This is a genomic window from Rhodococcus sp. 06-156-4 (assembly GCF_002259345.1).
Taxonomy (GTDB): Bacteria; Actinomycetota; Actinomycetes; order Mycobacteriales; family Mycobacteriaceae; genus Rhodococcoides; species Rhodococcoides fascians_E.
The window spans coordinates 146,305-160,944 of the sequence record NZ_NPGB01000018.1 but is presented as its reverse complement, the minus strand read 5'-3'; the positions used below and the strand labels follow the sequence as shown (position 1 = coordinate 160,944).

General features: G+C 64.9%; 12 protein-coding genes. 7 read left to right on the top strand and 5 right to left on the bottom strand.

Annotation, left to right across the window (positions count from 1 at the left end; genetic code table 11):
- Positions 1-56: 56 nt before the first annotated feature.
- Together CH290_RS11515 and CH290_RS11510 are read right to left on the bottom strand one after the other, a co-directional pair.
- Positions 57-1,193: an MFS transporter gene (locus CH290_RS11515; RefSeq protein WP_019666281.1), complete on the bottom strand. Its 1,137-nt coding sequence runs from the start codon at positions 1,191-1,193 to the stop codon at positions 57-59.
- Positions 1,190-2,101 carry a PAC2 family protein gene (locus CH290_RS11510; RefSeq protein ID WP_051104939.1) on the bottom strand — a complete coding sequence of 304 codons (912 nt, stop codon included), beginning with the start codon at positions 2,099-2,101 and terminating at the stop codon, positions 1,190-1,192. The genes CH290_RS11515 and CH290_RS11510 overlap by 4 nt, the downstream gene beginning before the upstream one ends.
- A 172-nt stretch (positions 2,102-2,273) precedes the next feature.
- Here CH290_RS11510 and metH point away from each other — a divergent pair, with 172 nt between their 5' ends.
- From metH to hisG, 4 genes are read left to right on the top strand one after another with little or no spacing between them, the layout of a single operon-like run.
- A complete protein-coding gene (gene metH / locus CH290_RS11505) occupies positions 2,274-5,843 on the top strand; it encodes a methionine synthase (RefSeq protein WP_033189708.1) in 3,570 nt (1,189 codons plus the stop codon).
- Positions 5,836-6,528: an HAD family hydrolase gene (locus tag CH290_RS11500; protein WP_019666278.1), complete on the top strand. Its 693-nt coding sequence runs from the start codon at positions 5,836-5,838 to the stop codon at positions 6,526-6,528. Before metH ends, CH290_RS11500 begins: the two co-directional genes overlap by 8 nt.
- Complete coding sequence (locus tag CH290_RS11495) at positions 6,525-6,806, top strand: phosphoribosyl-ATP diphosphatase (RefSeq protein ID WP_094620656.1); 282 nt, start codon at positions 6,525-6,527, stop codon at positions 6,804-6,806. Before CH290_RS11500 ends, CH290_RS11495 begins: the two co-directional genes overlap by 4 nt.
- A gap of 50 nt (positions 6,807-6,856) precedes the next feature.
- The gene (gene hisG / locus CH290_RS11490) at positions 6,857-7,708 is read left to right on the top strand and encodes an ATP phosphoribosyltransferase (RefSeq protein WP_019666276.1); all 852 of its coding nucleotides are present in this window, start codon (positions 6,857-6,859) and stop codon (positions 7,706-7,708) included.
- 9 nt (positions 7,709-7,717) lie between these two features.
- Here hisG and CH290_RS11485 read toward each other — a convergent pair whose 3' ends face one another.
- Positions 7,718-8,569 carry a thioesterase family protein gene (locus tag CH290_RS11485; protein ID WP_094620648.1) on the bottom strand — a complete coding sequence of 284 codons (852 nt, stop codon included), beginning with the start codon at positions 8,567-8,569 and terminating at the stop codon, positions 7,718-7,720.
- Positions 8,548-9,408: a RecB family exonuclease gene (locus CH290_RS11480; protein WP_019666274.1), complete on the bottom strand. Its 861-nt coding sequence runs from the start codon at positions 9,406-9,408 to the stop codon at positions 8,548-8,550. Before CH290_RS11480 ends, CH290_RS11485 begins: the two co-directional genes overlap by 22 nt.
- A gap of 260 nt (positions 9,409-9,668) precedes the next feature.
- Between CH290_RS11480 and CH290_RS11475 the strand changes: the two genes are divergently transcribed.
- On the top strand, positions 9,669-10,520 hold the full coding sequence (locus CH290_RS11475; RefSeq protein ID WP_170945359.1) for a tRNA (adenine-N1)-methyltransferase: 852 nt from the start codon (positions 9,669-9,671) through the stop codon (positions 10,518-10,520).
- Positions 10,521-10,524: 4 nt separating this feature from the next.
- Here the strand turns inward: CH290_RS11475 and CH290_RS11470 are convergent, their stop codons facing one another.
- The gene (locus tag CH290_RS11470; protein ID WP_033189710.1) at positions 10,525-11,025 is read right to left on the bottom strand and encodes a WKL family lipoprotein; all 501 of its coding nucleotides are present in this window, start codon (positions 11,023-11,025) and stop codon (positions 10,525-10,527) included.
- A gap of 180 nt (positions 11,026-11,205) precedes the next feature.
- Here CH290_RS11470 and arc point away from each other — a divergent pair, with 180 nt between their 5' ends.
- Both arc and dop read left to right on the top strand, forming a co-directional pair.
- Positions 11,206-12,978 (top strand): proteasome ATPase, encoded by a 1,773-nt coding sequence (gene arc, locus CH290_RS11465; protein ID WP_026347981.1) that lies wholly within the window; start codon positions 11,206-11,208, stop codon positions 12,976-12,978.
- Between the two features lie 96 nt (positions 12,979-13,074).
- Positions 13,075-14,574: a depupylase/deamidase Dop gene (dop, locus tag CH290_RS11460; protein WP_019666270.1), complete on the top strand. Its 1,500-nt coding sequence runs from the start codon at positions 13,075-13,077 to the stop codon at positions 14,572-14,574.
- The last annotated feature ends 66 nt before the right edge of the window (positions 14,575-14,640 follow it).

Genomic DNA, 14,640 nt, shown 5'->3' with positions numbered 1-14,640 from the left:
AGGCGTGCGGGTTACGGCAGGGTCAGAATGTGCTCACACGACGTCGTGCGCGGATGTCAGGGCGCGGAGGTTCGGGGCATGGCGAGGGGCGCGACCACGGCGAGAAGCACTGCGGGTACGAGGAATCCCGCCGACGGGTGTGCGAGATACAACGGAGTGAGAGCGAGCGGCGCAACCGCCGCGCCGGAGAATCTGAACGCCTGCACCACCGACACTGCGCCGCCCCGGCTGGACCCGCCTGCCAGTACCGCGGCGTTGACGCCGACGAGAACGAACTGTGACGCGATTCCGGCGACCGCCCAGGCAGCTGCGACCGCCCACAGCACGGGCACGGTGCCCGCAACCGCCACGAGCGCCGCACCGGCGATGGCACCGATCAACACGGTCCGCTGTGCGCCGAGGCGATCGATGAGGCGTCCGACGCTGCGCGCGGTCAGGATGCCGGTGAGCCCGAACACGGTCAGGAGCAGTCCGCGTTGGGACGCCGTCAGTCCGAACTGATCTTCCGCGCGATACGCGAGGAGGAAGTTCACCCCGCCGAGTGCTCCCCATCCCAGGAGCGCCACCACGCCGACTCTCAGAACGTAGGGCCGCAGGGCGTCGCGCAGACGTTCGCGGGGAGGTGCTGTCTGTTCTGCAGTGGTGGTTCTCGGGAGGCCGACGACGCCGAGAACCGCGGACACACAGGCGAGAACGACGAACGCGTATCGCCAGTCGAACTCGGCCGAGAGACCCCCGACGAGCGGGGCGCTCGTCTGTCCGGCCGCCTGCAGGGCACCGAACGTTCCGAGCACCCTGCCCAGCCGCGCTCGTGGGGTGGCCTCGGCGAGAGTCACGAGCAACAGTGGGGTCGTGAACGCGTTGCCGCATCCCTGCACTGCGCGAGCAGCGAGCAACACCTCGAGGCTCGGTGCGAACACGCACACGATCGACGCGGCCGTGTACACCGCATAGGCGATGCGGACGGTGCGAAGACGTCCCCAGCGAGCGCCGAGCGTTCCGGACACCAGCATCACCGCGGCGAACGGAAGCAGGTACGCAGTCAGGGATGCCGACGCCGATCCTGTCGACACGCCGAGCGAGGCACCCATCTCGGGAAGCATCGAGGCCACGAGGGCGCCGCCGAACGGACCGAGAAATCCCCCGAAATAGAGCGCCGCAACACGCAGGCGCCCGGGGTCGGAACCGATCACAGCCCGAAGTTGCCCGGCCCTCGTCGACGCAGGTAGCGCTCGAACTCGGCAGCGATGGCGTCCCCGTCGATCTTGGAGATGGCCTCGGAGATGTCGACCTCGGCGTCGCCGCGCTCCTCCAGGGTGCGGACGTATTCGCTGATCTCCTCGTCTTCCTTCGTCATGTCGGTGACGGCTTCCTCCCATTCCTCGGCCTGAGTGGGGAGTTCGCCGAGCGGAACCTCGATGTCGAGAACGTCCTCGACACGCTGAAGCAGCGCAACGGTTGCCTTCGGATTCGGCGGTTGCGAGACGTAGTGGGGCACGGCCGCCCAGAACGAGACCGCCGGAACACCTGCTTTGACGCACTCGTCCTGCAACACGCCGGTAATGCCCGTCGGACCCTCGTAGCGCGTCTGTTCCAGGTTGAAGCGTTCCGCCGCTTCCACGCTGTACGCACTGCCCGTCACCGGAACAGGACGGGTGTGCGGGGTGTCCGCGAGCAAGGCACCCAGGATCACGACGGTGTCGACACCGAGTTGGTCGACGAACTCCAGCAGATCGTCGCAGAAACTTCTCCACCGCATGTTCGGTTCGATACCCCGAAGCAACACCACATCCCTGGCGCTTCCCGGCGGTGAGCACACCGACAACCTCGTCGACGGCCACTGAATCTCTCTGGTCACACCGTCCACCTGCCGAATGGTCGGCCTGTTGACCTGATAGTCGTAGTAGTCCTCCGAGTCGAGCTCGGCGAGAGGCGTCGCATCCCAGATCAACTCCAGATGCTCGACGGCTCCGCTCGCGGCGTCGCCTGCGTCGTTCCACCCCTCGAACGCGGCGACGAGTATCGGGTCGCGGAGGGTCGGGAGTGGAAGATCGTCGTCGTCGAGTTCGGAAGCCGTCGGCACCGGTGTTGCGTTCGACACAGCCGAGGACACCGCTTCCAGCAGTGCTTCGGCCGCACTGTCCGGATTGTCGTGTTCTGTATCGTCGTTGTCGGCGGGTTGGTTGCCGTCGAGGTTTCGGGGACTCACCACGACAGCCTACGACCAGGCTGCGCCGTGAGGGGCACAGCCACGCGCCCATTACTCTGTAGGGATGCCTGCGCTACACAGAACCAGCCTGCTCGATGCGATTCGCAGTCGCGTTGTCATCGGTGACGGGGCAATGGGCACGATGCTGCAGGATGCGAACCTGACGCTGGACGATTTCCTCGGACTCGAGGGCTGCAACGAAATCCTCAACGACACGCGCCCGGATGTCCTACGGGAGATACACCGCGCGTACTTCGATGCCGGTGCAGACGCGGTCGAGACCAACACGTTCGGGTGCAACCTCCCCAACCTCGCCGACTACGACATCTCGGATCGGATCCGCGAGTTGGCCGAGAAGGGAACGCGCCTCGCCCGCGAAACGGCCGACGAGATGGGACCCGGACGCGACGGGATGGAGCGGTTCGTCCTGGGATCGATGGGTCCGGGAACGAAGCTTCCGACGTTGGGGCATGCGCCGTTCGCAGTGTTGCGGGACGCGTACGTCGAGGCAGCGCTCGGCATGATCGACGGCGGCGCCGACGCCATCCTGGTCGAGACGTGCCAGGACCTGCTTCAGGTCAAAGCCGCGATCATCGGCAGTCAGCACGCGATGGACAAGCTCGGCGTGCGTATTCCGATCATCACGCACGTGACCGTCGAGACGACCGGGGCGATGCTTCTCGGTAGCGAAATCGGTGCTGCGTTGACGGCGCTGGAGCCACTGGGGATCGACATGATCGGTCTGAACTGCGCGACGGGTCCTGCCGAGATGAGCGAGCATCTGCGCCACCTGTCGAAGCATTCGACGCTCCCGGTGTCGGTCATGCCGAATGCCGGTTTGCCGACGCTCGGTCCTCGCGGAGCCGAGTATCCGTTGACGGCGCCGGAACTCGCCGACGCGCTCGGTGGTTTCGTGTCCGAGTACGGCCTGTCTCTCGTCGGTGGGTGCTGCGGAACCACGCCGGAGCACATCCGTCAGGTCGCGGACCTCGTCCACGGTGTCGCGAAAGCCGACCGGGCGCCTGCACCCGAGCCCGGCGTGGCATCGCTCTACTCGGCTGTGCCGTTCGAGCAGGACGCCAGCATCCTGATGATCGGCGAGCGGACGAACTCCAACGGGTCCAAGGCATTTCGCGATGCGATGATCGCCGAGGACTACGAGAAGTGCCTCGACATCGCCAAGGATCAGACGCGCGACGGTGCACACATGCTCGACCTCAACGTCGACTACGTCGGACGCGACGGTGCGGCCGACATGTCCGCGCTCGCATCACGATTGGCGACGGCGTCGACACTTCCGATCATGCTGGACTCCACCGAACCTGCAGTTCTGGAGGCAGGTCTCGAACACCTCGGCGGCCGCAGCGCCGTCAACTCCGTCAACTACGAGGACGGCGACGGACCGGATTCGCGCTTCCAGAAGATCATGAAGCTCGTCAAGGAGCACGGCGCGGCAGTCGTCGCATTGACGATCGACGAGGAAGGTCAGGCCCGCACGGCCGAGTGGAAGGTGCGCGTCGCCGATCGGTTGATCGAGGACATCACCACCAACTGGGGCCTGTCCCACGAGGACATCATCGTCGACACGTTGACGTTCCCCATCTCCACCGGTCAGGAGGAGGTCCGGCGAGACGGCATCGAGACCATCGAGGCAATTCGGCAGCTCAAGGCCAAGTACCCCAAGGTGCACACCACACTCGGTCTGTCCAACATCTCGTTCGGTCTCAACCCGGCAGCGCGTCAGGTCCTGAACTCGGTGTTCCTGCACGAGTGCACCGAGGCCGGACTGGACACTGCGATCGTCCACGCGTCGAAGATCCTGCCGATGAACAAGATTCCGGACGAGCAACGCGAAACCGCGCTCGATCTCGTGTACGACCGCAGGTCCGAGGGGTACGACCCGCTGCAGAAGCTGATGCAGCTGTTCGAGGGGGTCTCGGCGGCGTCTGCGCGCGAGTCCCGGGCCGAGGAGCTGGCGCGGCTGCCACTGTTCGAGCGACTCGAGCGCCGCATCGTCGACGGTGAGAGAAACGGCCTCGACGTCGATCTCGATGCCGCGATGGGCGAGAAGCCACCGCTCGAGATCATCAACGAGACGCTGCTGTCCGGCATGAAGACCGTGGGTGAGCTGTTCGGATCGGGTCAGATGCAGTTGCCGTTCGTCCTCGCCTCCGCCGAGGTGATGAAAGCCGCTGTGGCATACCTGGAACCACACATGGAGGCCACCGACGACGACGGCAAGGGGCGCATCGTGCTCGGAACCGTCAAGGGCGACGTCCACGACATCGGCAAGAATCTGGTCGACATCATCCTGAGCAACAACGGATACGAGGTCGTCAATCTCGGTATCAAACAACCGATTGCCACCATTCTGGAAGCGGCGATCGACAAGCGCGCCGACGTCATCGGCATGTCCGGGTTGCTCGTGAAGTCCACGGTCGTCATGAAGGACAACCTGATCGAGCTCAACAACAAGGGTGTTGCCGAGCAGTTCCCGGTTCTGCTCGGTGGGGCCGCGTTGACGCGGTCCTACGTCGAGAACGATCTTCAGGACGTCTATCAGGGCGATGTCCACTACGCCCGCGACGCGTTCGAGGGTCTACGGCTGATGGACACCATCATGACCACCAAACGAGGCGGGGGACCGGCCCCGGACAGTCCGGAGGCGCTCGAAGCCAAGGCGAAGGCCGAGGAACGGAAGGCGCGTCACGAGCGCTCGCGCCGAATCGCCGAGCAGCGGAAGGCGGCCGAGGTTCCCGTCGTCGTTCCGGAACGGTCCGACGTGGCGATCGATGTCGAGACTCCTGTGCCGCCGTTCTGGGGCACCCGCATCGTCAAGGGCGTGTCGTTGTCGGAGTACTCGGGTCTGCTCGACGAGCGCGCGCTCTTCCTCGGGCAGTGGGGTCTGCGCGGCGCTCGCAAGGGTGAGGGAGCGACGTACGAGGATCTCGTCGAGTCGGAGGGCAAGCCGCGGCTGCGGTACTGGCTGGACCGCCTCAGTACGGACGGCATTCTCGCCCACGCGGCGCTGGTGTACGGCTACTTTCCTGCGGTGTCCGAGGGCGACGACGTGATCGTCCTCACCGAGCCGAATCCTGATGCGCCCGAACGCTTCCGATTCACCTTCCCGAGGCAGCAGCGGGACCGTTTCCTGTGCATCGCGGACTTCGTTCGGTCGCGAGAGCGTGCTCGCGACACCGGTCAGGTCGACGTGTTGCCGATGAACCTGGTGACGATGGGCCAGCCCATCGCGGACTTCGCCAACGAACTGTTCGCGGCGGATTCCTACCGCGACTACCTCGAGGTGCACGGTATCGGTGTGCAGCTGACCGAGGCGCTCGCCGAGTACTGGCATCGCCGCGTCCGCGAGGAGCTGAAACTCACGGGTGGTCGAAGCGTCGCCGAGGACGATCCCGAGGACGCGGAAGGCTTCTTCAAGCTCGAATATCGCGGCGCTCGTTACTCGTTCGGCTACGGTGCGTGCCCGGACCTCGAGGATCGCGTCAAGCTCGCGGCACTGCTCGAACCGGAACGTATCGGCGTGAAGCTGTCGGAAGAACTGCAGCTGCATCCCGAGCAATCCACCGACGCATTCGTTCTTCACCACCCGGAGGCCAAGTATTTCAATGTCTGACAACTCGTCTCTGCAGGGCGTCCTGTGGGACATGGACGGCACACTGCTCGACTCGGAGAAGATCTGGGACGTTGCAGTTGCGGAACTGTCCGTGACCCACGGGCGTGAGCTCACCCCCGAGGTTCGCGAGAGCACGCTCGGCAACTCCATGCGCGGCGCGCTGACCAAGGTCTTCGTGCACACCGGCACCGACGTCACCGAGGAATCGCTCGCCGCTGGACGCGACTGGCTGACCGCCCGTGTGTCCGAACTGTTCGCCGAAGGCATCCCGTGGCGTCCCGGCGCCAAGGACGCGCTGGCGCTCGCCCGCGACATCGGTCTGAGGACCGCACTGGTCACCAACACCGAACGCGGACTCGTCGAAAACGCGTTGGACACCATCGGGCGTGAGTACTTCGACTTCACCGTCAGTGGCGACGAAGTCGACGAAGGCAAGCCGCATCCGGCGCCCTATCTGAAGGGCGCTGCTCTGCTCGGCCTCGACCCGTCGCAGTGCCTCGCGGTCGAGGACTCTCCGACCGGGTCGCTGTCGGCTCACCGAGCAGGATGCTCCGTACTCCTCGTGCCGTCGGAGGTTGCTGTGGCGGCGTCTCCGGGCTACGTCGTACGCGAATCGCTCGTCGGTCTCACGGCCGACGACCTCCGCTCGGCATGGTGCGATGCACGGCGTCCCGCGTCGTCATGAAAGAATCTTTCACCGTGAAGACCTTCGATTCCCTGTTCGCCGAGCTGACCGACCGCGCTGCCACCCGCCCCGAGGGCTCCGGCACCGTCGCTGCGTTGGATGCAGGCGTGCATGCGCAGGGCAAGAAGATCATCGAAGAAGCGGGTGAGGTCTGGATCGCCGCCGAGCACGAAGGCGACGAAGCGCTCGCCGAGGAGATCTCGCAGCTGCTGTACTGGGTCCAGGTGCTGATGGTGGGTCGGGGCCTGACGCTCGACGATGTCTACCGACATCTGTGAACAGTGTGCACACGTTCACCGTCTGACTTTCCCGATCTAAGGACCTCGCAATGTTGCGTGTAGCAGTTCCCAACAAGGGCGCCCTCTCCGAGTCCGCAGCCGAAATTCTCAAGGAGGCCGGCTATCGTCGCCGCAGCGACTCGAAGGACCTGACCGTCCTCGACAACGCGAACGGCGTCGAATTCTTCTTTCTCCGTCCCAAGGACATCGCGATCTACGTCGGTTCGGGTCAACTCGACCTGGGCATCACCGGCCGCGACCTCGCACTCGATTCCGGGGCGCCGGTGGAGGAGTTGCTCGGTCTCGGCTTCGGTCGCTCCAGCTTTCGGTACGCGGGACCTCAGGGCAAGGAGTGGTCGACGGCAGACCTGAACGGGCTGCGAATCGCCACGTCCTATCCGAACCTCGTCAAGGCCGACCTGGCGGCTCGAGGGTTGGAAGCAACGGTCATCCGTCTCGACGGTGCTGTGGAGATCTCCATCCAACTCGGTGTCGCCGACGCCATCGCCGATGTCGTGGAATCCGGCCGCTCACTACGTCAGAACAACCTGGTGGCATTCGGCGAGTCGCTGTGCGATTCCGAGGGAGTGCTCATCGAACGTGAGGGCAGCGATCGCTCCGACAGGACTCGCAAGCAGCTCATCGCTCGCGTCCAGGGCGTCGTGTTCGCGCAGCAGTATCTGATGCTGGACTACGACTGCCCCAAGGCCATTCTCGACGAGGCCGTCAAGATCACGCCCGGAATCGAGTCCCCGACGCTGTCGCCGATGGCCGACGAGAACTGGATCGCCGTGCGTGCCATGGTCTCTCGCAAGGTTCACAACACCGTCATGGACGATCTCGCCGACCTCGGCGCGAAAGCTATTCTCGCGTCGGACATTCGGTCCTGCCGGGCATTCTGACCGGTTCGGTCAGGAACGGGGACGGACCAGCACGGTCTGGGCGATACGCCCGACCGGTCCGTGCTCGTCGTGCAGTACGCCGGCGGACATGGCCACTCCGTCCGGACCCACGGAGGTCTCGGCCGCGACACCTACCCACTCGCCCTCCGGGATCCGGAACACATGCACGGTGAGGTCCGTGTTCAGGAACGTCCAATGGCCGAGGTCCAGAGATGCACCGACCCCGTTGGCGATGTCGGCGATGGAGAACAGACGCTCGAGTGGGGTCATGGTTTCACCGAGGACCAGAGCGGTCTTCGGGCGCGCCCAGACGAGGCCCGGTCCGTCGGCGCCGATGCTTCCGAGTGCCTGAACCTCGATGTTGTCGAGGTACCCGGACTTCCACCGCCCTCCCCACGAATGCAACGACGCGTCCGTCAGCGGCGCGAGTTGCCGATCCGCGGCATGAGCAACAGCCGCGGTGTCTTCCGTCGTCATCCGCCACGCGGTTCCGCGAGCGACAGCACGGTCCACCCCGGTCGCAGTGGTTGCCCACAACTCGGCCGCGACGAGTTCGATGTTCTTGCCCGGACGCTCCACCCAGGACCTCACCACGATGTCCGCGATGGGAACCGGTCCGAGCAGTTCGACGACCACCCGCGTCACCCGAACGTCGGATCGGGCTTCCACACGTTCGAGAGCACGGAGCAGCAGTGCCGACGGCGGAGCGCCGTGCTGCATGGTCGGCGCCCAGAGGCTCGTCGTCCGCTCTGTACTCGAGAACCGCTCTGTACTCGAGAACCGTTCGGTACCCGGTTCCGCTCGTCCGAGCGGTACGAAGAATGCGTCGGGAATGCCGGTCACGACCGCGCCTCCGGCCAACCCGGATACGCCGGGGGAGTGCCGCCGAACTCGGGACACAGCGCCTGGTGATCGCACCAACCGCAAAGCTTTCCACGTTTGGGCTGAAAATCGCCCGACTTGCCTGCGGCGACGATGGCTTTCCAGATCGCCGAGAGCATCCGCTCGAATCTGATCAACTCACCCTCGTCCGGGGTGTAGGTGAGTGATTGCTTGTCCGCCAGATACATCAGCTTCAGTTGTGCCGGAACGATTCCGCGTAGACGCATGACCACGAGCGCATAGAACTTCATCTGGAACAGCGCCTTCGCCTCGGTGAACTCCCGCGGGGCCTTACCTGTTTTGTAGTCCACGACGCGAACCATTCCGTTGGGCGCGACGTCGATTCGGTCGATGAAACCTCGAAGCGGAGTACCGTCCTCCAGGTCGATCTCGACCCGTTGCTCGCAGGACTCCGGATCGAATCGAGTGGGATCCTCCATCTCGTAATACCCGGCGACCAGGTCCCGAGCCTGGTCCAGCAGTGCGGTGCGCTCGTCACCGACGAGCGTGTCCGCGACTTCAGGAGATTCGGCGCACACCCGATCCCACGCGGCATCGACGAGACCGACAGCCGTCTCCGAATGTCTGCTCTCGCTGGGCATTCCGTAGAGCGCCTCCAGTGCGGCGTGCACCACCGTCCCCTTGACCTGCGCCTTCGTCGATTTCTCCGGTATCCGATCTATCGCACGGAAGCGGTACAGCAGCGGGCACTGCTTGTAGTCACCCGCGCGGGACGGAGAAAGGGCCGGTGCGCTCCGTCGGGTCGAGCTGGTGGAGCCGGTTCGGACGGGTGGTGCAGGCACATCGGTGATACTCACGCTCTGCAGACTAAGCCCGTGGACCGACAGATTCACGCAAGGCCGTAGTCTTAGGCGGCCGAGTGTCGGCCCGCCGGGCCCACCGGATCTGTTCTGCAAAGCGAAAGAGGTAGTCGGCTGTGTCTTCCGGGTTTTCGGAGTCTTCGGACGAAACCGTGTTCGGGACTGCTGAACCGTCGGCACAGGCTCCCGAGACGCAGTCGGAGACAGAGACGCAGTCGGAGACAGAGGCGCAGTCGGAGACGGACGACACCCAGGCGCTGTCCACGGGGCCGGCGCGCAGTGGTCCGTTCCGCGTCGGCGACCGCGTCCAGCTCACCGACGGCAAGGGCAGGCACTACACCGTCGTTCTCGACGCGGGCAAGGAGTTCCACACGCACCGCGGTGGAATCACCCACGACGCGCTCATCGGTGCGGACGAGGGAAGCGTCGTCACCTCGGTCAACGGCACCCCGTACCTGGCGCTGCGACCGCTGCTCACCGATTACGTCCTGTCGATGCCACGCGGCGCGCAGGTGATCTATCCGAAGGACGCCGCGCAGATAGTGCACGAGGGAGACGTGTTCCCCGGTGCACGAGTGCTCGAGGCGGGGGCCGGTTCCGGTGCGCTGACGTGCTCGCTGCTGCGCGCCGTCGGTTCGGAGGGCAAGGTCATCTCCTACGAGATCCGTCAGGACCACGCCGACTACGCGGTGAAGAACGTCGAAACCTTCTTCGGTGAGCGTCCGCCCAACTGGGAACTGACCGTCGCGGACATCGACCGTTTCGGGGCGGACCACCCCGGGGAGACGGTCGACCGGGTCGTTCTGGACATGCTCGCGCCATGGGATGCGCTCCCTGCCGTCGCCGACGCGCTCGTGCCCGGGGGAGTACTGATCGTGTACGTCGCGACAGTCACGCAGTTGTCGAAGGTCGTCGAGACTCTCCGCGGGCAGGAATGCTGGACCGAGCCCAGATCGTGGGAGTCGATCGTGCGCGGGTGGCACGTCGTCGGCTTGGCGGTGCGCCCCGAACATCGGATGCAGGGGCACACCGCGTTTCTCGTCAGTGCACGCAAACTTGCGGCGGGCACAGTGACTCCGAAGCCTCAGCGTCGCTCCGGCAAGGGCTGACGCGCTAGACGCAGGGCGCCTGTCCCATGGCGAGCAACGCGCACGCGGACGCGTCGGAAACCTTCCACTTGCCGTCGATCAGGACCCAGGTGTTGGGCGACGGTGCCGCTGTTCCTCGCGGCGTCGCGATGGCAACGTCCGCGGTGGCAGTTTCGCCCTCCACCGTCGGCTCGGACACGTCGAACGTGATCTCGCCGTAGTTCGCGAGCGCAGCCGTCATCTGTTCCAGGTTCGCGATCCGCGCCTGGCCGTTCTCGATCTCCGCGGCCTTGGTGGTGGCGTCGACATCGGGAGCGACGATGAGGGTCAACGAGTCGGTGAGTTCCGCCGTCGTCGGTGCAGCAACCGCGGCGTCGGCCGTCGTCGTTACCGCTTCGGTGGTCGACGCAGCGGCGGATTCCGAACTGTGATCGGCGTGATCGGAATCATCGCTTCCACCGCAGCCGGTGACGAGCAGCGCGGTGGCAGCAGCAGCCGCGAACGCCGAGGTGATGCGCTTGTTCACTGGTGAAGCCCCATTTCGAGATAGCGTCGGACCGTATTGGTCAGGCGAGGCTAACATGGCCGATCCGCCCGTCCGGGGTGCAACCGATCGGTCACAAGTGCGCGGTGCTCGAACGTGTCCACACGCACATTCGTGAAACTGCCGGTAGCGTTGACTGATCTTCACTGGGAGGAGTCGCTCATGAGCTCAACAGACAATCCGGATTCGGCTGCGGCCCGGGCGGAACTCGAGGAGCTACGTGCCGAGGCGGCGTCGCTGAGGCGTCAGCTCGGTGGGCTCGGAGAATCGCCGGAGCGTGTCCGTGAACTGGAGTCCCGCATCGACTCGCTGTCGTTGCGCAACTCCAAATTGATGGACACGCTCAAGGAAGCTCGTCAGCAGTTGATCGCACTGCGCGAGGAAGTGGACCGGCTGGGTCAACCGCCCAGCGGCTACGGCATTCTCATGGCCGTCCACGAGGACGACACCGTCGACGTCTTCACGTCCGGTCGCAAGATGCGCCTCGCGTGCTCACCCAACGTCGAGTCCTCGTCGTTGGCTGCGGGTCAGACGGTACGGCTCAACGAGGCACTCACCATCGTCGAGGCCGGTTCCTTCGAACAGGTCGGCGAGATCAGCACGCTCCGTGAACTTCTCGGAGACGGTTCGCGGGCACTGGTCGTCGGCCATGCCGACGAGGAACGCGTGGTGTGGCTCGCCAAGCCGCTCGTCGACATGGCGAACGACGAGGGCATCGACGACCCGGACGAGCCGTCGCGCAAGCTGCGTCCCGGTGACTCGCTGCTCGTCGACACGAAGGCCGGCTACGCCTTCGAGCGGGTCCCCAAGGCCGAGGTCGAGGACTTGGTGCTCGAGGAAGTTCCGGACGTCGGCTACGAGGACATCGGCGGTCTCGGTCGCCAGATCGAGCAGATCCGAGACGCCGTCGAATTGCCGTTTCTGCACAAGGACCTCTTCCGCGAGTACTCGCTCAGGCCTCCGAAAGGTGTTCTGCTGTACGGGCCGCCCGGCTGCGGCAAGACTCTGATCGCCAAGGCCGTCGCCAACTCGCTCGCCAAGAAGATCGCCGAGGCGCGCGGCCAGGATGCCAAGGAAGCCAAGTCGTTCTTCCTCAACATCAAGGGCCCCGAGCTGCTCAACAAGTTCGTCGGCGAGACCGAACGGCACATTCGGTTGATCTTCCAGCGTGCGCGCGAGAAGGCCTCCGAGGGCACGCCGGTGATTGTGTTCTTCGACGAGATGGACTCGATCTTCCGTACGCGTGGTTCCGGTGTGTCCTCGGACGTCGAGACGACGGTCGTTCCGCAGCTTCTCGCCGAGATCGACGGTGTGGAAGGGCTGGAGAACGTCATCGTGATCGGTGCGTCCAATCGCGAGGACATGATCGATCCCGCGATCCTTCGCCCGGGGCGCCTCGACGTCAAGATCAAGATCGAACGTCCGGACGCCGAGTCTGCGCAGGACATCTTCTCCAAGTACCTGACGGATTCGTTGCCGGTCAACGCGGACGATCTCGCCGAGTTCGGCGGCGACCGGACCTCGTGCGTCCGCGCGATGATCGAACGTGTCGTGGACCGCATGTACGCCGAGAGCGAGGACAACAGGTTCCTCGAGGTGACCTACGCCAACGGGGACAAGGAAGTTCTGTACTTCAAGGACTTCAACTCGGGTGCAATGATCCAGAACATCGTCGACCGCTCCAAGAAGTACGCGATCAAATCGGTTCTGGAGTCCGGTAATCCGGGTTTGCGGGTCCAGCACCTCTTCGACTCCATCGTCGACGAGTTCGCGGAGAACGAGGACCTGCCCAACACGACCAATCCGGACGACTGGGCGCGAATCTCGGGCAAGAAGGGCGAGCGCATCGTCTACATCCGGACGCTGGTCACAGGCAAGAACGCCAGTGCGTCGCGTGCCATCGACACCGAGTCGAACACCGGCCAGTACCTGTAAGGATTCGAGGAGTTCGACGCTGCCCGCGACCGCTGTGACGGTCGCGGGCAGCGTCGGTTCCACGGGCGGACGGCGCGATCACCTAGGCTCGGGGCCATGGAGCGCATCATCGGTATCGAGGTCGAGTACGGAATCTCGTCCCCGACCGAACCCACGGCCAACCCGATCCTCACCTCGACCCAGGCGGTGCTCGCGTACGCGGCGGCTGCGGGAGTTCCGCGGGCGAAGCGAACCCGGTGGGACTACGAGGTCGAGTCGCCGCTTCGTGATGCGCGCGGATTCGACCTGGGTCGTTTCAGTGGGCCGGCTCCCGTCATCGACGCCGACGAGGTCGGCGCCGCGAACATGATCCTCACCAACGGCGCCCGTCTGTACGTCGATCACGCGCATCCCGAGTACTCGGCTCCCGAGGTTCGAGACCCGCTCGACGCGGTGATCTGGGACAAGGCAGGCGAGCGCGTGATGGAGGCCGCGGCGCGTCACGCGTCGAGTGTTCCCGGTGCACCGCGCTTGCAGTTGTACAAGAACAACGTGGACGGCAAGGGCGCGTCCTACGGCACCCACGAGAACTACCTCATGTCCCGCGCGACTCCGTTCTCGGCCGTCATCGCCGGGCTGTCACCGTTCTTCGCGTCCCGCCAGGTCATCACCGGATCCGGTCGCGTCGGCATCGGCCAGTCCGGTGACGAGTCCGGGTTCCAGTTGTCTCAACGAGCGGACTACATCGAGGTCGAGGTCGGTCTGGAGACGACGCTGAAGCGCGGGATCATCAACACCCGTGACGAGCCGCACGCGGACGCGGACAAGTACCGCAGGCTGCATTGCATCATCGGCGACGCCAACCTCGCGGAGATGGCCACGTATCTCAAGGTGGGTACCACGGCGCTGGTTCTCGACATCATCGAAGCAGGCGTCGATCTGTCCGACCTGCAGCTCGCTCGGCCGGTCACCGCGGTTCACCAGATCAGCCACGACCCGACGCTTCGTCAGACGGTCGCACTGACGGACGGGCGGGAGCTGACCGCCCTCGCGTTGCAGCGGATCTATCACCAGAGGGTGGCGAAGTTCGTTGCAGGCGAGGGCAAGAACGATCCTCGTGTCGCGGACATTCTGGACAAGTGGGCCATGGTTCTCGACCTTCTCGAACGCGATCCGATGGAGTGCGCGAACCTGCTGGACTGGCCGGCCAAACTGCGTCTGCTCGAAGGGTTCCGTCAGCGCGAAGGCCTCGGGTGGTCGGCGCCGCGACTGCATCTGGTCGACCTCCAGTACTCGGACGTTCGGTTGGACAAGGGGCTCTACAACCGGCTCGTCGCGCGCGGGTCGATGGAACGGCTGGTCACCGAACAGCAGGTGCTCGACGCCGTCTCCACTCCGCCGTCCGACACGCGCGCGTACTTCCGAGGCGAGGTGTTGCGTAAGTTCGGCGCCGATATCGCGGCTGCGAGTTGGGATTCGGTGATCTTCGATCTCGGCGGCGACTCGCTGGTGCGTATTCCGACGTTGGAACCGCTGCGTGGAAGCAAATCTCATGTCGGCGAACTGCTGGAAAGCGTGAACACCGCGGCGGAACTGGTGGACCAACTCACGTCCTGAGTGGATTGCCGTCGCGTCTTGACGCCCCATGACGCTCTGTGATCGGTAGGGTGAAGGTCCGAGCAG

Excerpts from the sequence above, each read along its gene's own strand:
- CH290_RS11495 (WP_094620656.1), top strand. The coding sequence starts at position 6,525 with ATGAAAGAATCTTTCACCGTGAAGACCTTCGATTCCCTGTTCGCCGAG.
- dop (WP_019666270.1), top strand. The coding sequence starts at position 13,075 with ATGGAGCGCATCATCGGTATCGAGGTCGAGTACGGAATCTCGTCCCCG.
- metH (WP_033189708.1), top strand. The coding sequence starts at position 2,274 with ATGCCTGCGCTACACAGAACCAGCCTGCTCGATGCGATTCGCAGTCGC.
- CH290_RS11500 (WP_019666278.1), top strand. The coding sequence starts at position 5,836 with ATGTCTGACAACTCGTCTCTGCAGGGCGTCCTGTGGGACATGGACGGC.
- hisG (WP_019666276.1), top strand. The coding sequence starts at position 6,857 with ATGTTGCGTGTAGCAGTTCCCAACAAGGGCGCCCTCTCCGAGTCCGCA.
- arc (WP_026347981.1), top strand. The coding sequence starts at position 11,206 with ATGAGCTCAACAGACAATCCGGATTCGGCTGCGGCCCGGGCGGAACTC.